Here is a 25,502-nt window from a genome sequence, read left to right as displayed (position 1 = left end):
AGAACAGCCATGGCCCGCAAGCTCGCCCCCGAACTCTCCCCGCCCATCGGTTTCCCGCTGCTCGGCCGGCCCGACGCCGACGGTCGCTGGGCCTGGCCGGGCCTGGCCCGCAGCGTGGCCGACGGCCTGCGCTGCGTGCTGGCCACGCGGCCCGGCGAGCTGCTGATGCACCCGGACTTCGGTGCCGGCGTGCAGGACTTCCTGAACCAGCCCAACAACCTCACCGTGCGCGCCCGCCTGCACGAGCGCATCGGTGGCGCCATCACCCGCCTCGAGCCGCGCGCCCAGGTGGAACGCATCGACGTGGACGAAGACCCCGAAGACCCGCGCGTCGTCCACATCGCCGTGCACTACCGCTTGCGCCGCACCGGTGAGCCCCAGCGCATGGCGCTGGCCTTGACCTTGGGGAGCTGATCACGATGCCGCTGCCCATCCCTCTGCTGGACGACCGCCGCGCCGACGACCTCGTCGCCGACCTGCTGGCCCGCATTCCCGCACACACGCCGGAGTGGACCGACCCGCGCGTGGGCGACCCCGGCCGCACGCTGATCGAGCTGTTCGCCTTCCTCGGCGACGCCCTGCTCTACCGCGCCAACCAGGTGCCCGAGCTGCAGCGCCGCGTCTTCCTGAACCTGCTGGGCATGGGCCTCAAGCCCGCACGCATGGCCCGCGGCCTGGTCACGCTGCGCCTGCCCGATGAAGCCCGCGAGGCCTTGGACCTGCGCGAGCGCGCCACCATCAGCCGCCCGGTGCCCTTCGAGACGGCGCAGGAGATCAGCGTCGCGCCCGTCACCGGCGAGGTCTACCTCAAGCAGCGCGTCACGGCCGACGACCACCCCGAGCTGGCCGACACCCTGGCCCAGCTCGGCGCCCTCTACGGCGGCCGCACGCTGGACGCCTACCAGACCCAGCCGCTGTTTGCCGACGGCGCGGTGGACGCCGGCGTGGACATCGTCGCCGACAGCGTCGACGGCTGCCTGTGGATCGCGCTGCTGGCGCCCAAGCCGGCACGCGGCGAGTCGCTGGTCACGCTGCGCGATCGCTGCGCTCAGCAACTGGCCCGCAACACGGCGGGTGCCGCGCGCCTGCTCAATATCGGCCTGGTGCCGGCGCTGACCGTGCCCGACGACCAGGAACTCGTCGGCGAACGCGAACGCATCGGCGTCAGCTGGGAGATCTCGGTCGGCGGTGCGCGCGCCACCGACTACCAGACCCTCGACCCCTCGGGCAACGACACCACCGACGGCCTGCGCCGTGCCGGCGTCGTGCGCGTGCTGATGCCCGGCCCCGAGCTGATCGGCGTCGGCGACTCGGCCCGCGGCATCGACGCCGTCTCCGGCGTGGACGACGAGCCGCCGCGCCTGGACGACCCCGACCGCGCCCAGCGCCTCGTCGCCTGGCTGCGCATGAAGCCTGCCGCCGGCGTGCAGCGCCTGCTGCTCAGCTGGGCCGGCCTGCACGCCGTGCAGATCGAACAGGGCGTGACCAGCCAGGGCCTCGTCGTCGCCCAGACTTCCGGCCGCCCCGGCGAAGTCATTGCCCTGCCGGTGCGCAATGTGCTGCCCGACAGCCTGCAGCTCGAGATCGCGGAACCTGGCATGCAGTACGCGGCCTGGACGCGCGTCGACGACCTCGCCCTGGTCTCTCACCGCGCCGAAGTGGCCCGCGATGCCCGCGCCTACGAGCTGGACGCCGAGTCCGGCCAGGTGCGCCTGGGCGATGGCATGCGCGGCCGTCTGCCGCCGGCGGGCTCGCGCGTGCGCATCGTGTCGGCCCGCTCCGGCGGCGGCCGTGCGGGCAATCTCGCACCCGGCACGCTGAAGGACATCGTCGCCAACAGCATCAACGCCAGCGGCCTGCCCGGCGCGGTGGTCAACACGCTGAAACTGTCGCAGCCGGTCGCCACCCTGGGCGGCGAGGACGCCGAGGACGTCGACGCCGCCCAGCAGCGCATCCCCGCCATGCTGCGCCACCGCGAGCGCGCCGTCACGGCCGACGACTACGCCAGTCTGGCCCGCGAGACGCCGGGCATGGACATAGCCCGCGTCGAGGTGCTGCCGCGCTTTGCACCGCGCACGCGGGCCTTCGGCATCCCCGGCGTCGTCGCCGTCATGGTGCTGCCGGGCACGACCAGCGGCGAGGTCGGCACCGCGCCCAACCCGCGCGCCGACCGGCCGCTGATCGAGGCCGTCCACGCCTGGCTGGAACCGCGCCGGCCGCTGGCGACCGAGCTCAACGTCATCGGCTGCGAGTACGTGCCGCTGTCCGTCTCCGTCGCCGTGGGCCTGCGCGACGGCGCGCCGCGCGAGGAGACGCTGGCGGCGGTGCGCGGGGTGATCCGGCGCCTGCTGTGGCCGCTCGCTCCCGGTGGTTTCGACGGCAATGGCTGGCCGCTGGGACGCGCCTTGGCCGATCGTGAGCTGGAAGTCGAAGCCGCCCGCGTGCCCGGCGTGGCGACGGTCGCCGGCGTCAACCTCTTCACCGGTGGCCCCGGCGCCTGGGCCCTCGCCGGCCGGGATGGCAACGGCCTGCAGCGGGTCGCCCTTGCGCCCTGGCAACTGCCCGAGTTGATGCAGGTGCTGGTGGAAGTGGGCAACGCGCCAGCCACCCGCGTTGGGCCGGATGCGGCCTCCGGCAGCGGCGCCAACGGCAGCAGCCGCGTCGCCGTGCCCGTCATCGTGGACCTCTGCTGAGATGAACAAGCCCCCACGCTCACTTCGCTCGCTGCCCCCCGAGGGGGCGCGTCAGTGCCTTCGGGCGGCCGGGCGGTACTGACATGGACGCCAACTCGCAACGCTTCTGGCTCTGGTCCCGTCCCGAGGACTGGGCGTTGGCCGAAGGCTGCGCCATCGCGCCGCGCGACGCCGAGCATGGCGGCGTGGAGCAAGTGCTGTCCCTGGCCTCGGAGCTGGGCGTGGCACCCATGATCGATGGCGTTTCGCGCGTCACCAGCGCCGAGACCGAGTTGGCCATGCTGCCGCTGCTGCGCGACCGCTTCGGCAGCTACGCCCGCTGGGACCCGCGGCCCACACCCGAGGGCCCGGGCGGCTCGCTGATGGGCTTTGGCGCCTTCCCGGGCGAAGTGCCGCGCTACGCGACCTCGGCGCCCGGTGCGCCCACAGCGATGGCCCCCGATGCCGATGACCGCATCGTCTTCGCCTTTGCCGACCGCGTCGAACTCTTCGACCTGCGCGACCGCCACGAGCCGGTGCGCCTGGAGCTGCCGCCGCTGTTCACGCCCCAGGCCGTCGCCTGTGACGCCCAGGGCGGGCGCTGGCTGCTGGACCGCGGCAACCGCCGCCTCGCCGTGCTGGCCGGCACGCCTTTCCCCGAACGCGGCGACGTGGTGCGCGATGCCGGCACCTTCCGCCCTCAGCCCGAGAACGCCGACGACGCGCGCCTCGAGCTGCTGCCCGAGGCCCTGCTCGATGCCGCCCTGCGCCCCATCGCGCTGGCCGCCAGCCCGCAAGGCCGGCTCGCGGTCATCGCCTGGGGTCCGGATGGCGAGCTGAACCTGATCGTCATCGACGGCGAAGCGCGCAAGAGCGCCATCCTCGAGGGCGCTGCCTACGCCCACGCCATTGCCTGGCTGGACGAGGCCGACGTCGCCCTGCGCGTGTCCGACCTGGCCGAGGCCCTGGTCTATCCGGCGGACGCAGCGCCCCGGCAGAAGCCCCTGGGTCGCCGCTACCCCAGTGCCGACGCGGTGCCTGGCGGCTTTGTCGCCTCACAGGACTGGCCGCCGCATCTGCCGCTGATGCGTCCGCAGGACGTGCCCGGGGCCGCGGAAAACGCGTCCTTCAGCCGCACCCTCGTGCCGCTGTCCTGGCGCGGCTTTGCTGCCAGCGGCATGGCCGAAGGCCACACGGTCGACACGCAATCCATCGACCTGGTCTGGCACCGCCTCTACGTCGAAGCCGTCATCCCGCCCGGCTGCGGTGTGCGGGTGGAGTTGCGCGCCTCGGACGAGAACGGTTTCAGCGGTGCCTGGTGGCCGCACTGGTTCGGCGACGCCAGCGCCTTGCAGGCCGACCTGCAAGCCGGCACACCGCGCGCCGCCTGGCTGGCCTGCCCGAGCGAACTGCCCCATCACGCCAGCCTGCTCGGCTGCGCGCCGCTGGCGAATCGCGTCGGCCTGTTCGGCGCCCTGGTGCAGCGCGCCGGCATGCAGCTGCGCGAACTGCGCGGCCGCCGCCTGCAACTGCGCCTGACGCTCTACGGCAACGGCCGCGCCACGCCGCAGGTGGCGGCCGTGCGGGTCTGGGGCGACCGCTTCTCCTATCTGCGCCGCTACCTGCCCGAGCTCTACCGCGACGACCCCGTCTTCGACCGGACTGCAAGCGGCGACGCGACGCGCCACGACTTCCTGGAGCGCTTCATCGGCCTGTTCGAAAGCGTGCTCACGCCGATGGAAGACCAGGTCGCCGACGCCCGCGTGCTGACGGCACCCGCGAGCGCGCCGCCCGATGCACTGGACTGGCTGGCCCGCTGGACCGGCGAGCGCTTCCCGTCCCGCCTGCCGACCGCGCAAAAGCGCGCCTGGCTGGCCAATGCGCCGCTGCTGCGCCGGCTGCGCGGAACGCGGGGTGGCCTGGCCCTGGCGCTGGACATCGCCACCGACGGCGCGGTGAGCCTGGGCCGCATCATCGTGCTGGAAGACTTCCGCCTGCGCCGCACGCTCGCCACGCTGCTGGGCATAGACCTGGAGCGCAGCGACGACCCGCTGCTGCCCGGCCTCGTCGTCTCCGGCAATTCCTTCGTCGGCGACACGCTGACGCTGGGCGACGCAGACGACGACCAGGCGCGCCGCGAGTTCCTGGCCCTGTTCGGCGAGGAGATTGACTCCGAGGCCGAGCGCGAGACCGTGGCCAGCGTCTACGAGCGCACCGCCCATCGCGCCACCATCCTCGTTCACGAGGGGCTGGACGAAGACCTGATCGCCATGGTGCGCAACCTCGCCGAAGAGATCGCACCGGCCCATGTCCTCGTCAAGGTGATGGCCGCCCGCGAGCCCTTCATGGTCGGCATCGCGGCCCTGGTCGGTGTGGACAGCTATCTGCGCGCGCCGGTGCCGCTGGAAGTGGCGCGCATCAACCGCAGCGGCGTTGGCCGCGGCGACCGTATCACCGGCGGCGGCGCGCTGGACTGGCGGCTGGACGACAGCAGCGGCCTCGTCGCCTTCGACGGCGCACCCAAGGCCCATCTGGACGCCGTCGCCATCGCCAGCCCCGGCGGCAATCTGCTGCTCGACGGCCGCCGCTCCGAACCCCCGCCCGACGGCGTGATCGCGCGCTGGCGCTTCACGCGACTTCCCGATCCCGAGTAGACCTACCAAGGAGTGCCACCATGGCCAAGTTCGAAATCAATGTCCCCTTCGAAACCGACCAGCCGACCGTCGTCGTCGAGGTCGACCCGCGCAGCCCGCTGGCCCGCGGTCGGCACAAGTTCCAGCTCGAGGTCATCGACGACTCCGGCAATGTGTCCCTGCCCGACACCGTGGACGTCATCGTCGCCGACCGCGAGCGCCCGACCGCCGTGCTGGCCGGCCCGCAGATCGCCGACCTCGGCAAGAACTTCGAGCTCAACGGCTCCAAGTCCTTCGACATCGGCGGCGTCATCAAGAGCTACCGCTACACCTATCTCGGCCCCGTGCGGTGAGCGACGCCATGGCCGTGCTGCCTGTCGGCAAGACGCTGGAGCAGGAGAAGCCGGTGCTGCTGGTCGAGAACAAGCTCGCGGCCGGCAAGCACCGCTTCAGCCTCGTCGTCGTCAACGAAAGCGGCGTGGAGAGCGAGGCGGTGTCGCTGGATGTCAGCGTGACTGCCGGTCGGGTCCTGCCCGTCCGCCCCGTGACGCCCATTGATATAGGACTGATCCGATGAACGCCCTCGATGAAGTCGATGCCCTGGAAGCCGCCGATCGCCTGGACCGGCCGGATCGTCCCTTCTACGACACCGGCGTGCTGCTGGGCAGCGACGACTTCCGCGACGAGCAGACCTACCACCGCTCGCGCCTGGCCCGCGCGCTGGCCTACCTGGCCGGCGCCGGCACGCTGATCGGCCTGCGCGCCGAAGCGGTCGCCAACGCGGCCGGCACCGAGCATGAGCTCAAGGTCGGCCCGGGTCTCGCCATCGATCGCCTGGGCCGCCTCATCGAAGTGCCCCGCGCCTGGTGCGTGCGGCTGGAGCCCTGGTTCGTCGCGCAATCCGCCGACGCGCTGCGCGCCGCCCATGGCGCCCAGGGCGTGGTGGCCGACCTGTTCCTGCGCTTCACGCCGCAAGCCCGCGGCCGCACGCCCAGCTTCGCCCAGGGCGCCTTCGACGCGACCGACGCGCTGGTGCCCAACCGCGTGCGCGACGCCTTCCGCTTCGAGCTGATCCTGCGGCCCGACGCCAAGGACGCACCGGCCACCGACTTCCTGCCCCGCTCGCGCTTCCAGGCCGTGCGGGCGCTGGCCCCGGCCGCCCGCCCCGACGCGCTGCGCGACGCCCTGCTCGACGGCTGGAACGACGCCACCAATGCGCACGCCCGCGACCTGGCCCGCCCCGACGGTGAGGCCCTGCCGCCGCTGCCCGAACACGGCGCAGCGGCCGATGGCTCGGACTCGCTGGCCGACCCGACCGCGCTTTTCATCGCACGGCTGCTGATCCCGACCGTCGAAGCGCCGGCGGCCGTGCCCGCAGGTACGCGCCCCACGCCGGTCTTCCCGGCGCTGGACGCCGCCCACATCGACAACACCAGCCGCCGTTTCGCCTATCCGGCCGATGCGCTGGCCGCGGTGTTCGGCATCTGATCGGAGACCCATCATGGCCATCCAGAAAGCCCCCCAGGTCTCATTCGGCGCCGCCAGCGGCACGCAGCGCACCGTCGTCAGCGTGGACACCGCCCGCGCGCTGCGCGAGGCCAATCTGATGGTGGAGGAGTCGCACCGGGTGCGGCCGCGCTGGTTCGACGGCAAATTCCTCTCCGCGCGTGACCTGACCCGCGAGCAGTCCTACTTCCTGGCCCGCCAGGCCGGCTTCGCACGGGCTCTCGGCGCGGGCGTGGTCGAGGGGCTGGAAGTGTCCCAGGGCAGCGTCGCCACCGAGCTGCAGGTCAGTCCCGGTTTCGGCTACACGACGGCGGGTGAACTGGTCGCCCTGACCGGGCCGGTGCGCGTGTCCCTGGCCCAGCTCTTCCAGCTGCAGACGCTGGCCCAGCAGCTCAGCGGCAGGAAGAAGCTGCTCACGCCGCCGCTGCGCAACCGCACCGGCATCTTCGTGCTGGGCCTGCGGGCGCTGGAGTTCAGCGCCAACCCGGTCTCCAGCTACCCCACCGGCCTGGATGCCGAACGCACCGTCGAACCGGGCGACATCGTCGAGGCCAGCGCGTTGACGCTGCACTATGTGGCGGACGCGCCCGGCGACCGTGTCGAGGCCTTGCGCGGCGAGCTGGCGCGCGAGGTCTTCGTGCAGCAGGCCGGCCCCAGCCTGCCGGCCGAGACCCTGGCCCTGGCCCTGGTGGCGCTGACCGGCGACACCGTGCGCTGGATCGACGTCCACCTGGCGCGCCGCACGGCCGGCCAATCGCATGCCGACGTGCTGGGCTTCGGCTTCGCACCACGCCTGCTGCGCGAGGCCCATCTGGCCCAGTACCAGGCGCAGCTCGACGATGTCATGAAGCGGCCGCTGGGCGCCCGGCCCAGCGCGGCCCAGTTCTTCTCCGCCCTGCCTGCCGCCGGCCCGCTGCCCGCCGCGGCCGTCAACACGGCGGACTTCAGCCAGAGCTGGCTGCCCGCCGGCATCGACGCCGAGCTGACGCTGGTGCCGCAGGACGAGATCGCCATGCTGGTGGAGGAGTCGCTGACGCTGCCGCCCATCGACCTGCAACTCGCCGCCGAAGCGCAGACCTCCACTTTCGTCAGCATCCTCGTCCCCGTGCCCCGCGAAGCCCTGGCCGCGCAGGCTCGCCTGCTGCGCCAGCGGCTCACACGTGCCCTCGTCGTGCCGGCCACGCGCCTGTCCGTCAAGCGCTCGCCGGCCGAATCGCTGCGCCTGCTCGAGAACACGCGGCTGGTGAAGACGGGCCTGTTCCCGCCGCCGGCCATCACCGACCCGGTCGACACGGCCTGGGCCAGCCTCGTCAATGCGCAGACCACGCTTTGGTATGCGCGGCGGCGCAATGTGGCGCTGCGGCCCGAGGTGGAGGGCGTGGCCGTCGCCGTCATCAACGAAGGTCCCAACCCCGACAACATCATCCGCGAGCGCTTCAAGGCCTTGGGTGAAACGGAACGCGTCGAGAAGCTGCTGGCCCGCTCCGACTCCCTTGCGCGGGCCGAGGCGGTGAAGCTGCTGTCGGCCGCCAAATTCTCCGAACCGCTGCTGGCGCATGCCGCGCTGGCCCAGTTGGAAGCGCACAAGACCCTGGACGAGGCCGCCGTGGCCGATGTCGCCACGGCCTTGAACACACCCGGCGTGGCCAATGGACTGGCCAGACTGGCCGCGCAGCGCCCCGACCTGCTCAAAGACAAGGAAGCCCTGCACAAGCTCGCCGGCAGCGAGCAACTGCTCGACATGGGCCGCACGCTGGCCCGCAGCAATGGCCAGGAGGCCGAGCGCCTGTCGGCCGATATCAAGGTGCCAGCGCGCGGCAAGGCCAACCTCGACAAGGTGCTGGCGGCGCGTTTCACGCCTGCCAAGCCGCGTTGAACCGGAGCTAATCACCATGGCCAGCGATCGCAGCACCCCCGCCCTGGACGGCTCGCGCATCGTCGCGCTGAACGTCACGCCGCCGGCCGGCACCGCGCGGAGTCAGCGCCTGGCGCTGGGCAGCGGCGAAGTGGCCGTGGCCGTGCAGCCGCGCCTGTCCAGCCGCACCGCAGCCGATGGCGAGCGGCGCATGAACGCCTTCGCCGGCCGCGCGCTGACGGCGCCGCTGCTGGAAGCCGAGCAGAACCAGCGCGCCCGCCGCATCGCCCTGCTCAACCGCGCGCTGAGTGCCGGCGTGGTCGAGGGCCTGGCCCTGGCCTTCGATGACGACGCCATCGCGGCGATTGACACCGCGGCCGCACCGCCGCCTGCTGCTGGCCTGGAGCTGGCCACCGCGCGCCGCGTCACCATCGAGCCCGGCATGGCCCTGAGCGCCGGCGGCGAGGAGGTCATCGCTCCTGCAGCCTTCTCCTTCGACCTGCTGGACCTGCCCGTTGTCGCGCCACGCTGGCTGCTGTCCGACGCCGACCCGGCACCCGCCATGCCGGCGGACGCCGACGGCAGCGTGCTCTTCGCCCGCGCCACCGGCCGCAGCCTGCGCACGCTGCTGACCCTGGGCCGGCCCCTGCCCCGGGTCGGCATCGTCGTGCTGGAACCCATCGAGCACCGTGTCGTGCAGGGGGCCGACCCCTTCGACCAATGCGAACGCGACCTCGATGCCGAGGCCTTCGAGGACCAGGTGCGCCAGGACGCCGCCCGCCCTGTCTTCTACGTCTGGCCCGACGAATGGCTGCCCCTGCCCGCGCCGGGCAATACCTGGCGCAATGCGCTGGCCCATGCCGTCTTCGCCCGCGAAGCCCAGCTCGGCAACAGCCAGAGCATGCCCTGGCATGCCAGCGGCGTGCCACTGGCCCTGGTGGCCGTCAACACCGTCTGGCAGCCGCTGTTCGCCGACCGCGCCGCCGTCGCGCGCCTGGGTGGCCGGCCGCGCGCCGAGGCCAATGCCCATCTCGGCGCCGGCACGCGCTTCCTCTGGCAGGCTCGCATCGACCAGTTCACCGAACACCTCACCGAGGCCGCCGCCGCAGGTGCCGACACCGTGGCCCTGGGCGACCAGATGCTGACACTGCCGCCGGCGGGCCTGCTGCCGCGCGACGCCGTCAACGCGCGCGCGGCGCGCCAGGTCTTCTTCCCGTCGACGCTGGACGTGGCCGCCTTGCCTGTGCCCCTCGAGCAACTGGACCTGGTGCTGGAAGCCGCCGCCGGCCTCGCCCCCATCGACCTGGCCGTGCGCGACAGCCTCTGCGTCTACGTGCCCGTACCGCAGACCGTCTTCGACCCCAAGCTGCTGCTGACCGAAGTGGCCGACGCCGATCACAAGATCGCCGATGCCATCGAGCGCCATGTCGACGACCGCGCCGACTGGCTGCGCCGCCGCCAGCGCCAGCGCCTGCAGCGCGAGGCGCTGACGATGGCCGCCGAAGGCCCCGACAACACCGACACCGTGCCCGACCCGCAGGACGATCCCTTGCGCCTCGAGGAGGAACGCCTGGCACCGCTGCAGCCCGCGCCGGCCGGCCTGCTGCACCGTTCGGCGAATGTGCGCGGCCTGCACCAGCATTTCCTGGATCACGCCGCCGAGACCCTGGCCGTGCAAAAGGGCGACGTGCTGTTCGCCTGGGTGCAGCTGGACCGCGAGTTCCCGCCGCGCACGCTGATGCTGCAATGGCAGATCGCCGGCAGCTGGGAGCACCGCGCCTACTGGGGCGAGAACCTGATCGGCTGGGGCCAGGACGGCACGCCTTCGCGCCTGCAGCAATCCACCGACACACCGCCTGTCGTGCCCACACCGGGTCGCTGGCACCGGCTGGAAATACCGGCCGCCGCGCTGGCGCTGGAGGACAGCGCCGTCGGCGGCGTGGCCTTCACCCTCTACGACGGCCAGGCCCTGTTCGGCCCTGTCGGCGTGCTGCGCAACGGCGCCGAGGCCGTCTGGCTCGACCAGAAGACGCTGGACTCCGGCACGCTGCGCGGCGAAGGCGAGTCCTGGGACTTCGTCGCCGCCGGGGATGCCGACACGGCCTTCGAGAGCGCCTACGACACCAGCGCCGACGCCAACGGCGCACGCGAGTCCACCGAGCTGGCCGCCCTGCTGGCCGACCCGCTGATCGCCGGCCGCAAGCTCGCGCCCATCACCGGCGACGACAGCAAGCTCAACCCCACCGAGGCCGACGCGGCCAAGCGCGGCTTCCAGACGCTGGCGGCGCTGATCCAGGCCAATGGCCTGCGCCAGACGGTCGCCGACCTGTCCATCCGCATCGACGAGGCGGACGATGCCGTCAACCTGGGCTATCTGCGCGTGCAGACCGACATGTACCGCCTGCGCCAGACGGTGCTCAAGCAGTCCCAGGCCAGCCGCTTCGCCGTTTCGCCCGCACTGACGCAGATCGCCGACCTCGACAACGCCAGCGCCACGCGCGAGCAGCTTTCCGACTTCTATGGCACGGTCAAGAGCGAGGCCCAGCTGACGCGCCCGGACGGCGCGACCAAGCCACCGACCTTCCCCATCCGCACGCGTACCGGCGGTGCCGTGCCGGGGCGGGCCGTCGGCAGGGCCGCCGCCGCGGCGGTGGAAAGGACGGCGCTGAACGTCAGCAGCAATGTGGGCATAGGCGCCAGCGTCGGCGGCTTCATGGCGCCTGCGCCCGCGCCCATCCGCAACATCGGCACCATAGGCGCGCCGATTTCAAACTTCGGACCGATCGCGGGCCTGACGCCGGCGGCGTCGGGTGTCGGCAGCGTCATCAACGCCGGCAACCTGGGCAGCGTCATCGGTAGCCAGTTCAACCTCGACCCGCGCATCAACCTGGGCGGCCTGATCCCGCTGGCCCCCGTGCCCGCGGCGCCGCCGCCCAGCACCAAGGTCACCGACGCCTCGGCGCTGACGGGCAAGGCCGAGATCCGCACCACCTCCATCGCCTCGCGGCTGGAACGGCCGCGGGCCATCGAGGCCAAGGACTTCACCGTCGCCACGCGGCTCGAAGTCATCAGCAAGCTCGCGGCGCTGGGCTTGGACCTGGATGAACTGGAGGTGCCGGGCATCGCCGAGAAGCAGACCATTGGCGGCGTGCTCAAGGAGTTCGACCCCGGCGGCCAACCCTTGCGCGCCGCGCCGATCAAGCTCAGCGCCCTCAGGCTGCGCTTTGCCGACATCAGCTTCGACCCCGACCCCGAGGACAAGGCCCGCGACGAATCGGCCTACTTCCTCGGCGGCGTGGACCTGTCGGACCACACCATCGCCGTGCTGCGCGCCGCTGAGGGCATCGTGCGCAAATACCGCGACGCGCTGGCGCGCTGCCAGAAATCGCTGGCGGCCATCGACGCCAGCCTCGGCGGCCTCGCCTCGCGCCTGGCTCTGGTGGAGCGCGAGCTGGCCGAGTCGCGCCAGGACGTGGCCACCGCCCGCGCCCTGCTCGCCGAGGACCAGCAGCGCGCCGCCGCGCTGAACGCCACGCGCGACGCCATCATTGCCGAGCACGTGAAATTCCTCGCCTTCGCGCGGGCCCGCATCGGCAGCCGCACGACAGCCCTGCCGTCGCGCCTGCTCGATTCGGCCCTGGAGCCCGACGCCGTGCCCGCCTGCCTGGCCGAGCACGACGACCCACCCGGCGACGTGGCCGCCATGATCGGCATCGTGCGCCAGGCCCCGGTCGACTGGTTCCCGGCCCTGCGCGCCCACCTGAGCCTGCTCGACACCCATTTCGTCGCCGACCGCGTGCTCACGGCCCTGCCGCTGACGGCCAGCGCCATCACCGCCACCAACGTCAGCGCCCTGACCCTGCTCAACGGCCTGGCCGGCGGCGCCAGCCAGCAGATCGCCTTCAACGCCGTGCGCGCCCAGGCCGAGAGCGTCAACCTGGCCCGCAGCGAAGCCCTGCCCTTTGCCGCCGTTGCCCTGTCTTCGGCCAGTCTCGGCCTGGTGGGCAAGATCGACCTCATCGCACGGAGCGCATCGCTGGCCGACCTGGCGGCCGCCAATGCCGAACGCAATCTGCTGAACCGGCGCATGACCGAGGAGATCGCCCGCATCGCCCAGGTCGCGACCTGCCTGCATGCCCGCCTGTCGACGGTGCGCGCCGGCATCCGCCTCGATTGGGCCGAGCGCTTCAGCCAGTTCGACAGCGTGGGCGACCTGGGCGACCTGTCGACGCTGCCGCATTTCGGCGAGCTGGAGCGCGACGACCGCGAGGACATCCGCGACCTGGCGTCCTGGCTGCGCCGCCGTGTCGACGCGAACCAGCCGCGCGCCGTGGCGCTGATGGCGGCCCTGGTGCGCGTCTGCCTGCTGGCCGCCAGCCACAGCCCGGCGGGCCAGCTGCTGACCGGCCGGCTGGTGCGGCCGATTCCCATCCATCCCGGCGTGCGCTTCGAAGTGCAGCCTTCCCTGCCCGACCGTCTGCGTGTCGGCATGAAGGTGCAGCTGATGGACCCGGTGCTCAGCGCCTCCCTCGGCGTCAACCGCATCGCGGCGCACGCCGTGGTGGCCGACATCGTCGGCGGCATCGCGCATGTCAGCGTGACCCAGACCGTGCAGGCCGGCTTCACGCCGAGTGCGCGGTCCACCGTGAATTTCCTGCTGGGCTGATCGACCATGGCAACCGCCGAAGTCACCGTCCAACGCCTGCGGCTGAGGTCGCGGTTGGCGGTGCCCGGCCTGATGACCAAGGTGGAGGACGCGCTGCGCGTGTCGACCAAGCCGCCCGCGCTGTTGAATCGCCTCGTGCTGGTGCGCCGGCTGCGCCTGCGTACGGCCGCGGGCGCCAGTGCGCAGGCGCTCGCCGCGCAACTCGAGCGGGCCTGGCAGCAACTCGCGGCGCAGGCTTGTCCCATCGAGCAGGCGAGCGAGACGGCCGAGGCGGTATGGGCAACCAGCCTGGCGGTGGCGCGCCAGGCCTTGCTGCGGCGCTTGCTGCGGGGAGAGTCGACCGCGGCCTGGTTCTGGCAGCGGCTGCTTCCGCCCCAAGTGGACACGGCATGGCCGCAGCGGGCCGTGGCACTGATGCTGGCCACTGAAGAAGATATGCCGTCGACGGGTTCTGCCGTCGAGCTGCGAAAGCAGGCTTTGCAGGCACGCCTGCTGCTCGAGTTGATCGCGGAACACCGGATGGCGGCGCAGTTCATCGCGGCCATCAGTGACGTGCAGGTGCAGGCGGTGCTGAGCTTGATCGAGAAGGCGCCGAGCGGAACGCCGGCATGGCGCCATCGGCGACTTCACGCCGCGGCGCGTGCAGCTCTGGCGGCGTCACCTGCGCCCAGTGTCGAGATGCCGCGCGCCCGTTTGTTCGAGGTGATGACGGGGATGCCCGTCGTCGCTGAAAGCCCGGTCATCGAGTGCAGTCCCGCGCATCCAGCCGCGCTTTTGTCTGAGCGCGAACCGACGAAAACCCAGACACCGAATCTGGACGAGCCGGCCGTGGCGGCGCCCCATTTCCGAACGGCCATCGCCACAACGGCGCCTGCGACTCGGGCTGTCACGGCCTCGCAACTCCAGGCCGTCCTCGACCCCGGCCTTGCCAGCCCCTGGTCCGGCCTGTGGCTGATGCTGCCCCTGTTGCTGCGCCACGGCCTGGACGATGCCGACGACCCGCTGGCCGCCTGGGCCGGCGCGATGCGGGCGGCGTGCCGGCGCTTTCGCATCCCCGACGACGACCTCATCCACACCGCTGTGGCAGGCCTGGACTTGCCGGCAGCGGAGAGCCCGTACTGGCTGCGCACCGCCCGCCTCGCCGCCGTCCACGACGCTGGCCTGCCGCTGCTGCGCATCGCCCGGCGCCGTGGCGCGGCCTGGGTGTCGCCCGAGCGCATCGACATCGAGTTCCCGCCCACCTCGCTGGACCTGCGCATCCGCCGCGCCGGCTTCGACATCAACCCCGGCTTCGTTCCCTGGCTGGGCCGCATCGTGCACTTCCATTACCCGTCATGAACCCCGCCGACTTGCCGCCCCAACTGACGATGCGCCCGCGCGACTTCGGCCTGGCGGCGCTGGGTGCCTTGCTCATTCATCCGAGCGAACCGACTGCTGCACCCGAGGAGCGTTTTTTGCGCGAGGCGCTGGCCGCCGCGGGCGGCGACGACTGGCGCAAGCACGCGCTGGCCAGCCTGGACAGAGACGCAGCCCTGGCTCGCGCTCGCGACGCCTTTGGTCTGAGCGCCATCGAGACTCTGGTGCTGGCACTGGTCGCCGCCGTGGAAGACGACCCGCTCGCCTRCCGCGTCATCGCCTGGATGCAGGCGCCCCAGGCCAGCCCGCGGCCCGCGCTGGCCCTGCTCGCCCGCGCCTTCGCGCCGCTGCACGAAAGCTTCTCCGACACAGACCCGCAACGCAGCGAGACCACGACCCTGCACGCCTTGGCCTATGGCCGCGCGACGCGCCACGGCCTGCTGCAAAGCGAGGAACCGAACGCCTCACGCCCGCTGTGCGAAACCGCGCTGCGCGTGCCCGCCCCCATCGCGGCCGCGCTGGCCGGCGTGGCTTGCGACTGGCCCGGTGCGCCGACGCCCGCGCTTTGGCCCGTCGCCGCCGTTCCCCTGCTCGACACGGCGCTGGCCGACTGGTCCCGCGACCTGGCCGCCATGCCGCGCTCCGGCCTCGTCATCCGCAGCGCCGCACCCCACGAGGCGCGCGGCCTGGCCGACGCACTCGTGCGCCGCCTGGGCGCCGAGCCGGCCTGGTTTGCCAATGCAGACGCCCTGCCGCCCGGCGCCGAAGCCTGGCTGGTGCTGACCGGCCGCGTGCCCGTCTTCGAGATCGACAGCGCGCCCGGCACCGTGACCTCGCTGCCAGCCCTCGCCGTGTACGACGGCCCGGCCCTGGTCGTCACCGGCCTGGACGGCGGCGTGCGCCGCGACGGCCCCATGGCCGACTGGCGCGTGCCGCTGCCTGATGCAGCGACGCGCACCGCGCTGTGGCAAGCCGCGTTGACCGACGACGCCCTGGCCATTCAAGCCGCCGGCCGCTACCGCGCCGGCTATGCCCAGATCAGCGACCACGCCCGCCTGGCCCGCCTGCTCGGTGCCGGCCAGGCGACGAGCGAGAGCCTGCACCGCGCCGCCTTGATGACGCCCTCGGGCCGCGCCCTCGACGCGCTGGCCCAGCCGCTGAGCGAGGCCGTGCCCGATGCCGCCCTGGTGACCAACCCACAGCTGCGCGCGGAGCTGGAGCGCATCGCCCAGCGCTGCATGCAGCGTGAGACCCTGCACGCCGGCCTGGGCGCTGCGGCCCGCACGCGCGCCTGCGACGGCGTGCGCATGCTGTTCACCGGCGGCTCCGGCACCGGCAAATCCCTGGCCGGCCAATGGCTGGCGCATCGCCTGGGCCTGCCGGTCTACCGCGTCGACCTGGCGGCCATGCTGAGCAAGTGGATAGGCGACACCGAGAAGAACCTCGCCGAGCTGCTGGCCCGCGCCGAGCATGCCGACGCCATCCTGCTCTTCGACGAGGCCGACACGCTGTTCGGCAAGCGCACCGAAGTGGCCAGCGCCAACGACCGCTTCGCCAATGCCCAGACCAACTACCTGCTGCAGCGCATCGAGACCCACAGCGGCATCGTCGTGCTGACGAGCAACAGCCGCGCCCGCTTCGACCCGGCCTTTGCGCGGCGGCTGGACTTCATCGTCGATTTCGTCGCGCCCGACGCCATGGCGCGGCGCAGCCTCTGGCAGGCCCATCTCGGCGAGGCCAGCGATTGCAGCGCCGCCGACCTGAACCGGCTGGCGGCCCTGGGCGACTTCGCCGGCGGCCATGTCCGCAATGCCGTGCTGGCCGCCGCCGCCCAGGCCCGTGCTCGCGGCGCACGCATCGCCTATGCCGACATCGCCGACGGCCTGCGCGCCGAGTACCGCAAGCTGGGGCGCAGCGCGCCTGCGGACCTGTAGCGATCGATCATGCAGGCGCGCACCGCCACCGCACGCAAGCCGCGAGGCGCGGCCAGCCGCGGGCCACCGCGGGCAGCGGCAGCCAAATCATCGGCCGCAGGCCTGCCCCGCTATCTGCAGGACAAGGCCGGCCCCGGCCAGCCACTCCCCGCGCCGGTGCGCACCGAGATGGAAGGCCGCTTCGGCGCGCCGCTGGCCGATGTGCGCGTGCATACCGACGGCGCCGCCGCCGAATCGGCGGCCGGCATGGGCGCAAGGGCCTACACGGCCGGCAGCGACATCGTCTTCGGCGCCGCGCATTTCGCGCCGGAAAGCCCGTCGGGCCGCGGCCTGCTCGCGCATGAGCTCACCCATGTCGTGCAGCAGCGCCGCGCGGACACGCCCGCCACCCAGCCGAGCGCGGCCGACGGCGGCGCCCACCACGACAAGGCCGAACGCGAGGCCGAGGCCAACGCCAAGAAGATTGCCAGCAGCGCACCGCTGACGGCCAAGGAAACACCTGCCGCCGCCGTGCAGCGCGACGGCATCCTGGACACCCTGGGCAACGCCGCGGGCGCCGTGGCCGACTTCGGCGGCGATGTGGTGGACGCCGGCGTGGATGCAGCCGGTTCTGCCGTCGAGGCAGTCGGCGAAGCCATCGGCGCCGTCGCCATGCGCCTGGTGCGCGAGGTGGCGCCCAGCCTGGTGCCCGTCATCGAGCGCGGCCCGATGGCGCTGCTGCGCGACATGGTGTCTTCGGCGCTGGACGGCCTGGCCTCGGTACTCAATGCCTTGGACCCCAGCGGCACGCTGACGGCCATGCTGGGCGTCTTCACCGGCCTGGTCGAGCGCGCCGCCGGCATCGCCGCGGCCCTGCTTTCGGGCGACTGCCAACCGCTGCTGAATGCCATCGACGAGCTGAAGACTTTCGTCACGGAGGTGGCCGGCGAGGCGTGGGACCGATTGACGACCTTTCTGCAGCCCATCGGCGACTTCTTCACCGACCTGTGGAACGGCTACGGCGCGCCGGCCATCGAATGGCTGCGCAGCAAGGCCGGCGCCGTGTGGGCGCGCATCGAAGCCTTCGGCACCGACATCTGGAACTGGACCGAGCCGATACGCAGTGCCGTGGGTGACGCCTGGGGCTGGGTCAAGGAGCAGCTCTTCGGCCCCGAGGAGGCCGGCAGCGGCGACAGCTCGGGCGGCATCGTCGGCTGGATCACGACCAAGGCCGGCGAGGCCTGGGACTGGGTGAAAGAGCAGACGGCGCCCGTCTGGCAGCCCATCGCCGCCACGGCCCAGAAGGTGGCCGACATGCTGCCGCCGCCGTGGATGCGCAACTTCGGCCAGCAGATGCAGCAGATGTCGACGCAACTCAACGCCTCGGCCACGGCCATGGAAGGCGGCGACGGCGTGGCCGAGAACCGCGACACGCTGGCCACGGTGCTGCCTTCCGTCACGCAGGTGATTGGCACGGTGCGCAACGTCATCGTCGACGCGGGCGGCTGGGTGTCGACCAAGGTGGGCGCGCTGGGCACGGCGGTGTCTTCTTTGATGGGCAGCCTGCGCTCCAGCAGCCTGATGGCCATGCTGGCCAATGCCCTGGGCTGGCTGGAGGACGCGGCGCTGCGCCTCGTGAGCTGGGCGGACGAGAAGGTGCGCGGCCTGTTCGACTGGATCCTGCAGGGCTTCGACGCGCTGACGCCCTTCATCGAGAACGCGGTGGGCGTGGTGCGCAAGCTCATCGGCGTGGTGGGCGACCTGATGCGCCTGCCCCAGCTCATCCTGTCCAGCGTCTGGGAGGCGATTCCCTGCTGCATCCGCGAGCCGATCAAGAACTTCGTCTTCAACCAGATCCTGGCGCGCATCCCCGTCTTCGGCCAGTTCTTCAGCGACCCGACGCTGTGGCCGCGGGTGCAGGCCACGGCGCTGCGCATCCTGCGCCAGGTGTTCGTCGACGGCGACCTGGCCGGCGCGGCCTGGACCTTCTTCCAGTCGGTGCTGCGCGTGCTGGGCCTGCCGCCGGAGCTGGTGGTGCAGGTGCTGGCCAAGGCCGCCGCGGCCATCGGCGACATCCTGACCGACCCGGTCGGCTTCCTCATCAACCTGCTGGGCGCCGTGAAGGCCGGCTTCGGGCGCTTCTTCGAGAACATCGGCACCCATCTGCTGAATGGCGTCAGCGGCTGGCTGTTCGGCCAGGCCGAGTCCGCCGGCATCACGCCGCCGCGCGACTTCTCCATCGGATCCATCTTCGGCTTCGTGCTGCAGGTGCTGGGCATCACCGTCGAGCACATCTTCGAGCGCCTGACGCTCAAGCTCGACGCCGCCACCGTGCGCCGCCTGCGCCAGATCATGAACCTGGCCACGGGCGCCTGGCATTTCCTGTCCATCCTCATCAACGAGGGGCCGGCGGGGCTGTGGGTGGAGATCCAGAACCAGCTGTCCAACCTGTGGGACCGCGTGCTGGACGGCGTCATCAGCTGGGTCACCGACGCCATCATCGGCCGCGCCACCCGCTGGCTGATGAGCCTGCTGGACGTGACCGGCATCATGCCGGTCATCAACACGCTGGTGGCCGTCTACAACGCCATCGAGTCCTTCATGCAGTACCTGCGCGAGATGCTGGAGATCGTCTCGAAGGTGCTGGACGGCATCCTGGACATCGCCCACGGCGCCATCGACGGCGCGGCCGTCTTCCTGGAGGACGCGCTGGACCGCGCCATGCCGGTGGCCATCGGCTTCCTGGCCAACCAGTTCGGCCTGGGCCGCATCGGCGAGCGCATGCACGAGCTGCTGGAGACGGTGCGCGCGCTGGTCGACCAGGCCATCGACTGGCTGATCGACCGCGCCATCGAGCTGGGCCAGGCCTTCATCGCGATGGCGCGGCGTGGCGTGGCGGCGGTGCGCGACGCGGCCAGCGCCGTCGTCGGCTGGTGGCGCCGCCGCTTCGGCTTCACCGACGAAAACGGTGAAGGACATGAGCTCTACTTCACCGGCGAGGGCCCCACGGCGCAGCTGACCATCGCGTCGACCCCGCAGTCCTTCGGCGCCTTTCTCGATGCGCAGGCCGCCGGCGCCAGCGCCGCCAAGCAGACCAAGATCGCCCGGGCCCGCGGCCTGTATGCCGATCTGCTGCGCGTGCAGCGCACCGCGGCGCCCCCGGCGGCGGACGGTTCCGCCACCACCCCCGGCGCCAACGCCGAGGCCGAGGTGGTGCTGCTGACGACCCAGCTGGTCGACCTCGCCAAGGAGATCATGGGCGGCGGCGCGGGCGCGTCCACGGCCCCGGAATTCGGCAACCTGGAAGCCGGCATGGGGCACTCGGTCACGGTCGAAAGGCTGACCGCCGTGCACCCGCCCGGCAGCGAGCCCAGCGTGTCGGGCGGCCTGTGGGAAGCCCTCGGGCGGCGCCGCCACGGTGGCTCGACCTACTACATCATGGGCCATCTGCTGAACCACCACCTCGGCGGCACCGGTGCCTCATGGGCCAACCTGACGCCGCTGACAAGGTCGGCCAACAGCAGCATGTCGGCGGGCTTCGAGGAGCACGCCAAGACCCGCGTGCACGGCTCGCCCGCGGTGCCGGTGCGCTTCGAGGTCAGGGCCACCTTCGGCCGCGACGCCCGCGCCGCCGACCAGGCCCGCCTGCGCGCCACCGGCAACCCGGACGACGCCGTCATCGCCGACATCATCCAGGCGGAAAGGGCCGTGCCCCGCACCGTGACGGGCACGGCCACCGACCTGTCGACCGGTCAGCCCGGCTCGCAGGTGCCGCCGCTGAGCCTGACCAACACCGTGGACGAGAACGTCGACAACTACGCGCTGTCCGACGCGCCGCGCACGCCGGCCTATGTGAGCGAGATGTCCGCGGCCGAACTGATGCGCCTGCCGGGCGTGGACGCGGCCATGGCCCAGCGCATCAACGCCGGCAAGCCCTACCGGACGCAGGCGCAGTTCGACGCCGTCGCGGCGCCCAACAACTGGGACAACGTCGTCGCGACGACCGCGTTCCGCCTGCGCCTGTACCGGCGCTGAACCTGCCCTGGAGCTGGCCATGACCTCCTACCCCAACTGCCATCGCGCCCTGTCGGAACCCTGCAGCTTCGCGCTGCTGCAGTGGCCGGCCCTGGTCGGCCTGCTGGCCATCGATGCGCCCGGCATGCTCTGGCTCGCCCTGCGCATCGTGCTGGGCCTGTGGCTGGCCGCCATGCTGATCGCCAGCTATGCCGGCGGCCGCGGCGTGGGCTTCGGCAACGCGATGCTGCTGCAATGCGGCCTCGTCGCCGCGGCGTGGTGGATGCATCCCTCGGCCTGGGCCTTCGCCTGGTTGGCGGCCATCCCGCTGCTGATGCTGGCCGCGCAACGACTGCGGCTGAGGCGGATGGAGATGCCGGCCTGAGACGACAATGGCGGCCGACGCAGCCACCAAACTCCCATAAGTGCTTGTTTTTGAACGAAAACATTTGACAAACCGACCGAGGGCATCGTGGGCCTGAGGCTGCTTGTCGGTTTCGTCTGGCTGCTGAGCTGGCTGCCCTTCCGGGTCATCTCGGCGCTGGGCTGGCTGATCGGCAGCCTCATCGCGGCGCTGCCGACCTCGCGCCGCCGCATCGGCGAGGTCAATCTGCGCCTGTGCCTGCCCGAGCTCAGCGAGGCCGAGCGCGGTCGCCTGTTGCGCCGGCATTTCGTCGCCATCGTGCAGATGCTGCTGGAGTACGGCTATGGCTGGTTCGCTTCGCGCGAGCGCCTCAAGCGCCTGATGCGCATCGAAGGCCTGGAGCATCTGCGCGCGCTGGACGGCCGCAATGTGATCTTGATGATGCCCCACTTCACCGGCCTGGACCTGGCCGGCCTGCGCGTGTCGCTGGAGACGCCGCTGGTCAGCATCTACTCGGTGCAGAAGGACCCCTGGCTGGACGCCTTCTTCCGCGCCAAGCGGCTGCGTTTTGGCACCGGCATCATCTTTGCGCGCCAACAGGGCACGCGACCGACGCTGCGGGCGCTGAAGGAAGGCTATCGCCTCTACTACCTGCCCGACCAGGATTTCGGCCACCGCGATTCGGTCTTCGTGCCCTTCTTCGGCGTGCCGGCGGCCACCATCGGCGGGCTGTCGCGCATGGCGGCCGTCACCAAGGCGGCCGTATTGCCCTGCTATCCGCGCCGCGAGGCCGATGGCTATACGCTGGTCATCGAGCCGGCGCTGCAGGATTTCCCGAGCGACGACATCGTGGCCGACGCCACGCGCATGAACGCGGTGATCGAAGCCCAGGCGCGCCGACAATTGCACCAGTACTTCTGGCTGCACAAGCGCTTCAAGTCCCGCCCGCCCGGCGAGGCTGATTTCTACGGACGATGAACCACATCCCCTATATCAAGCTGAGCGTCGTCGCGATCTTCATCGCGAGCACGCTCTATGTGCACTTCCGCGGCCGTGTGCGCCTGCGCTTCTTCCGCCAGTTGATGGACCACTCCACCTTCATGGCGCCCATCAACTGCCTGATGTACATCTTCTCCAAGCTGCCGGCCAAGCCCTATCTGCCGGTGGCGGGCTTCCCGGAGCTGAAGCTGCTGGAAGAACATTGGCAGGACATCCGCGCCGAGGCTTATCTGCTGGCCGCGGCCGGCGAGATCAAGAAGAGCGACAAGTACAACGACGCCGGCTTCAACAGCTTCTTCAAGACCGGCTGGACGCGCTTCCACCTGAAGTGGTACGACGAGGCCCACGCCTCCGCACGCGAACTCTGCCCGGTGACGACCGGCCTGCTGCAGCGCATCCCGACCGTGAAGGCCGCGATGTTCGCGGCCCTGCCTCCGGGCGGCCGCCTCGTCACCCACCGCGACCCCTTCGCCGGCTCGCTGCGCTACCACCTCGGCCTCGTCACGCCCAACGCCGACAGCTGCTACATCTCGGTCGACGGCGAGCGCTACTCCTGGCGCGACGGCCAAGGCGTCATCTTCGACGAGACCTATCTGCACTACGCCGAGAACCAGTCCGACATGATGCGCATCATCCTGTTCTGCGACATCGAAAGACCGCTGAACAACCCGATGGCACGCTGGTTCAACCACTTCATCAGCCACACGCTGATCCGTGCGGCTTCGGCGCCCAACTCCGACACCGACCGCACCGGCGGCATCAACCGGCTGTTCGCCTATGTGCAGCAGGTGCGCCTGTTCGGCAAGCGCATCAAGGCCAGGAGCCGCTTCGCCTATTACGGGCTGCAGTGGCTGATCTTCGGCGGCCTGCTGGTCTGGTGGCTGATCCCCTGACATGCTGAGGCTGCGCCTGCTCGGCGGTTTTGAGATCGAGCGCGCCGGCCGCGTCGAGCTGACACGCCTGCCCAGCCGCGCGGCGACGCTGCTGCTGGCCCGCCTGGCGCTGGCGCCGAAGCGCCAGCATCCGCGCGAGGAACTGGTCGAGCTGCTGTGGCCCGGTGTCGAGCTCGACGCCGGCCGCAACCGGCTGCGCCAGACCCTGTCGACGCTGCGCGCCTTGCTGGAAACGCCCGAGGCGCCGCTGCTCCAGGCCGACCGCCTGCAGATCTCGCTGCTGCCCGGCGCCCTGGCCTGCGATGCGCAGGAGTTCGACGCGACACGGGCCCTGGCCCTCTACAGCGGCGAGCTGTTGCCGGGCTATTTCGACGACTGGGTCGTGCAGGAGCGCCACCGGCTCGCCGCGCTGGCCGAGGCCCTGCCCGAGCGCGCGCCGACGCCCCCGGTGCTGCAGTTCGCACCTGTGCCGGCGCCGGCCCTGCCCTCCTTCGCCACCAGCCTGCCGCGCTATCTGACACGCTACTTCGCGCCGCCCGGCCGCCTCGAAGCGCTGGCCGAGCGCCTGCCGCAATTGCGCCTGCTCACCTTCATCGGCCCGGGCGGTGTCGGCAAGACGCGCCTGGCCGTGGAGCTGGCCTGGCGCCAGTTCAGCCAGCTCGACTGGAGCTGCGGCATGGCCGCCCTGGCCGAGGTGCGCGATGAGGCCGGCCTCGTCGCCGCGCTGGAGCGCGGGCTGACGGTGACGCGCGGCGGCGGCTGGCCAGCCATCGAAGCGGCCTTGCAGGACCCTGGGGCCTTGAGCCTGCTGGTGCTGGACAACGCCGAGCAGGCCATCGGCGTCGTGGCCCAGGCCGTGCAGCGGCTGCTGGCACTGGCGCCCACGCTGTGCCTGCTCGTCACGTCGCGGCATGCGCTGGAGCTGGACGGCGAAACCCTGGTCGACGTGGCTCCGTTGTCGGATGCCCAGGACACCGCCCTGGCCCTCTTCGTCGACCGCGCCCGCGCCGTGCGGGCCGACTTCCATGCCAGTCGCGACAACCAGGCCGCGCTGACCGAACTGATCGCCGAGCTGGAAGGCCTGCCGCTGGCGCTGGAGCTGGCCGCCGCCCGGGTGCGCAGCTTTTCGCCCGCGCAGATGCTGGAGCAGTGGCGCAGCCCGCGTGCCGATGCCCAAGCCTTGCCGTCCTGGCTGTCCAGCCCGACCCGGGCGCCGCGCCACGCCTCAGTGGCCGGTCTGCTGGACTGGAGCCTCGCCTTGCTGGGCCCCGAACCGCGCGCGCTGCTGCAACGCCTGGCCGCGCTGCCGGGCGCCTTCGCCTGGCCCGATGTCGCGGCGCTGGACGGCACGCCGGCCCTGCTGAACGAGCTGACCGGGCATTCGCTGATCCAGGCCGGCGGCGACGCCGAGCCGCGCTATCGCATGCTGGAGTTGCTGCGCCGCGGCGTGCTCGCGCGCGTCGACCCGGCCGAGCAGCGCGCCGCACGGAGCAGCCTGCGCGCCGCGCTGTGCGACTGGGCGGACTCCCTCGGCCTGCAGGCGCCCATCACGGCCTGGCTGCCACGGCGCGAGCAGGCCCGGGCCCTCATCGCCCAGGCGGCCGACGACGGCGACGCGGCCAACGGCCTGCGCCTGGCGCTGGCCATGCGCCCCTGCTGGGAAAGCGACGGCGTCGACCGCACGCTGGTGGACCAGCTCGGCCTGCTGCTGCAGTTGGCGCCGCCCTCCTCCGCCGGCCATGAGCTGCGCGCCCACCTGGCGTTCACGCATGGCGACCGCAGCCTGGCGCTGGCCGAGGCCGAGCAGGCCCTGCAACTCGCCGGCAGCGACCCGGCCGCTCGCGCACCCGCCCTGGTGCGGCGCGCCTGGGTGCTGCTGGCCGGCGACAACCGCGAACAGGGCCAGACCCGGCCTCTGGAGGAAGCCATTGCGCTGGCCCGCCGCGTCGGCGACGCCTCCACCGAAGCGCGCGCCTGGCAGCAACTGGCCGCCATCGCCGTGTCGCGCGGCCAGCCGGCCCAGGCCGAGGCGCTGTACGCCCGCGCCCAGGAGCTGTGGGAGGCCGTCGGCCATTCCCGCCAGGCGGCCGCGCGGCTGCGCAACCGCGCCCAATGCCTGATCGAGCTGGGCGACATCGCCACGGCCGTGGGCTGGATCACGGCCTGCCAGCGGATGGCGGAGGCGGACGGCGACGGCGTCGGCCAGCTCGACGCGGCCTATTCCCTCGCCATGGTTCACGAGTCCCGGCGCGACTGGCCCGCCGCACTCGCGGCCGCGCGGCAGGCGCTGCGCATCGCCCACGCGCACCAGCATCTGCATGCGCGGGCATTGACGCTGCAGCTCTTCCCCCGGCCGCTGGCGAGGCTGCGCGACCCTGAGCGCGCCCTGCGCCTGGCCGCGTTTGCCGAGCAGTATTGGCAGCGCCACCTCGGCGCCCTGGGCGGCCGCGAGGCCCGCTCGCTGGCCCGCGTGCGCCGGCTGGCCACCGCGCAGCTGAGCGGCGACCAGGCCAAGGCCGCGTGGATCTCCGGACAAACCCTCAGTTTGAGCGAAGCCCTGGCCCTGGCCGGGGCGTGACGAACGGGCGGGCAAGCGGCCCTTCGCTAGCATCGAAGGTTTTGGTCTTCCCA

14 protein-coding genes and 1 pseudogene are annotated in these 25,502 nt (G+C 71.9%); all 15 read left to right on the top strand.

From position 1 onward, the window contains the following. The first annotated feature begins 9 nt into the window (after positions 1-9). The 15 genes and pseudogenes from AC1D2H_RS26930 to AC1D2H_RS26860 all read left to right on the top strand — a co-directional run bounded on the left by AC1D2H_RS26930 (position 10) and on the right by AC1D2H_RS26860 (position 25,449). A complete protein-coding gene (locus AC1D2H_RS26930) occupies positions 10-414 on the top strand; it encodes a GPW/gp25 family protein (RefSeq protein ID WP_057299552.1) in 405 nt (134 codons plus the stop codon). Positions 415-419: 5 nt separating this feature from the next. Further along, positions 420-2,693 carry a putative baseplate assembly protein gene (locus tag AC1D2H_RS26925; protein ID WP_478012995.1) on the top strand — a complete coding sequence of 758 codons (2,274 nt, stop codon included), beginning with the start codon at positions 420-422 and terminating at the stop codon, positions 2,691-2,693. A gap of 83 nt (positions 2,694-2,776) precedes the next feature. Continuing rightward, entirely contained in the window at positions 2,777-5,326 is a 2,550-nt protein-coding gene (locus AC1D2H_RS26920) for a phage tail protein (RefSeq protein WP_478012994.1), read from the top strand. A gap of 20 nt (positions 5,327-5,346) precedes the next feature. Continuing rightward, a complete protein-coding gene (locus tag AC1D2H_RS26915) occupies positions 5,347-5,658 on the top strand; it encodes a hypothetical protein (protein ID WP_477934329.1) in 312 nt (103 codons plus the stop codon). Beyond that, positions 5,655-5,882, top strand: a complete 228-nt coding sequence (locus tag AC1D2H_RS26910; RefSeq protein WP_478012993.1) for a hypothetical protein — start codon at positions 5,655-5,657, stop codon at positions 5,880-5,882. Before AC1D2H_RS26915 ends, AC1D2H_RS26910 begins: the two co-directional genes overlap by 4 nt. Continuing rightward, the gene (locus AC1D2H_RS26905) at positions 5,879-6,793 is read left to right on the top strand and encodes a hypothetical protein (protein ID WP_477934333.1); all 915 of its coding nucleotides are present in this window, start codon (positions 5,879-5,881) and stop codon (positions 6,791-6,793) included. Before AC1D2H_RS26910 ends, AC1D2H_RS26905 begins: the two co-directional genes overlap by 4 nt. Before the next feature lie 13 nt (positions 6,794-6,806). Further along, complete coding sequence (locus tag AC1D2H_RS26900; protein WP_478012992.1) at positions 6,807-8,687, top strand: hypothetical protein; 1,881 nt, start codon at positions 6,807-6,809, stop codon at positions 8,685-8,687. Between the two features lie 16 nt (positions 8,688-8,703). After that, positions 8,704-13,332, top strand: a complete 4,629-nt coding sequence (locus AC1D2H_RS26895; RefSeq protein WP_478012991.1) for a hypothetical protein — start codon at positions 8,704-8,706, stop codon at positions 13,330-13,332. Positions 13,333-13,386: 54 nt separating this feature from the next. Continuing rightward, positions 13,387-14,670 (top strand): hypothetical protein, encoded by a 1,284-nt coding sequence (locus tag AC1D2H_RS26890; protein ID WP_478012990.1) that lies wholly within the window; start codon positions 13,387-13,389, stop codon positions 14,668-14,670. Beyond that, the gene (locus tag AC1D2H_RS26885; RefSeq protein WP_478012989.1) at positions 14,667-16,622 is read left to right on the top strand and encodes an ATP-binding protein; all 1,956 of its coding nucleotides are present in this window, start codon (positions 14,667-14,669) and stop codon (positions 16,620-16,622) included. The genes AC1D2H_RS26890 and AC1D2H_RS26885 overlap by 4 nt, the downstream gene beginning before the upstream one ends. Before the next feature lie 9 nt (positions 16,623-16,631). Continuing rightward, positions 16,632-20,636: an eCIS core domain-containing protein gene (locus tag AC1D2H_RS26880; RefSeq protein WP_478012988.1), complete on the top strand. Its 4,005-nt coding sequence runs from the start codon at positions 16,632-16,634 to the stop codon at positions 20,634-20,636. Between the two features lie 19 nt (positions 20,637-20,655). After that, a complete protein-coding gene (locus AC1D2H_RS26875; protein ID WP_478012987.1) occupies positions 20,656-21,000 on the top strand; it encodes a hypothetical protein in 345 nt (114 codons plus the stop codon). A 78-nt stretch (positions 21,001-21,078) separates the two neighbouring features. Next, positions 21,079-21,957: pseudogene (locus AC1D2H_RS26870) on the top strand (lysophospholipid acyltransferase family protein); the annotation flags it as partial. Beyond that, positions 21,954-22,871 carry an aspartyl/asparaginyl beta-hydroxylase domain-containing protein gene (locus tag AC1D2H_RS26865; protein WP_478012986.1) on the top strand — a complete coding sequence of 306 codons (918 nt, stop codon included), beginning with the start codon at positions 21,954-21,956 and terminating at the stop codon, positions 22,869-22,871. The pseudogene AC1D2H_RS26870 and the gene AC1D2H_RS26865, both read left to right, overlap by 4 nt. Before the next feature lies 1 nt (position 22,872). Continuing rightward, positions 22,873-25,449 carry an ATP-binding protein gene (locus AC1D2H_RS26860; RefSeq protein WP_477934348.1) on the top strand — a complete coding sequence of 859 codons (2,577 nt, stop codon included), beginning with the start codon at positions 22,873-22,875 and terminating at the stop codon, positions 25,447-25,449. The last annotated feature ends 53 nt before the right edge of the window (positions 25,450-25,502 follow it).

The organism is Roseateles sp. P1_C1_2 (genome assembly GCF_056406535.1).
The sequence above is the reverse complement of the archived record's forward strand: the minus strand, read 5'-3'. Positions and strand labels throughout refer to the sequence as shown.

Bases quoted from the DNA above. Each gene is read 5' to 3' on its own strand.
- AC1D2H_RS26930 (WP_057299552.1), top strand. From the start codon at position 10: ATGGCCCGCAAGCTCGCCCCCGAACTCTCCCCGCCCATCGGTTTCCCG.
- AC1D2H_RS26925 (WP_478012995.1), top strand. From the start codon at position 420: ATGCCGCTGCCCATCCCTCTGCTGGACGACCGCCGCGCCGACGACCTC.
- AC1D2H_RS26920 (WP_478012994.1), top strand. From the start codon at position 2,777: ATGGACGCCAACTCGCAACGCTTCTGGCTCTGGTCCCGTCCCGAGGAC.
- AC1D2H_RS26915 (WP_477934329.1), top strand. From the start codon at position 5,347: ATGGCCAAGTTCGAAATCAATGTCCCCTTCGAAACCGACCAGCCGACC.
- AC1D2H_RS26905 (WP_477934333.1), top strand. From the start codon at position 5,879: ATGAACGCCCTCGATGAAGTCGATGCCCTGGAAGCCGCCGATCGCCTG.
- AC1D2H_RS26900 (WP_478012992.1), top strand. From the start codon at position 6,807: ATGGCCATCCAGAAAGCCCCCCAGGTCTCATTCGGCGCCGCCAGCGGC.
- AC1D2H_RS26895 (WP_478012991.1), top strand. From the start codon at position 8,704: ATGGCCAGCGATCGCAGCACCCCCGCCCTGGACGGCTCGCGCATCGTC.
- AC1D2H_RS26880 (WP_478012988.1), top strand. From the start codon at position 16,632: ATGCAGGCGCGCACCGCCACCGCACGCAAGCCGCGAGGCGCGGCCAGC.
- AC1D2H_RS26875 (WP_478012987.1), top strand. From the start codon at position 20,656: ATGACCTCCTACCCCAACTGCCATCGCGCCCTGTCGGAACCCTGCAGC.
- AC1D2H_RS26865 (WP_478012986.1), top strand. From the start codon at position 21,954: ATGAACCACATCCCCTATATCAAGCTGAGCGTCGTCGCGATCTTCATC.
- AC1D2H_RS26860 (WP_477934348.1), top strand. From the start codon at position 22,873: ATGCTGAGGCTGCGCCTGCTCGGCGGTTTTGAGATCGAGCGCGCCGGC.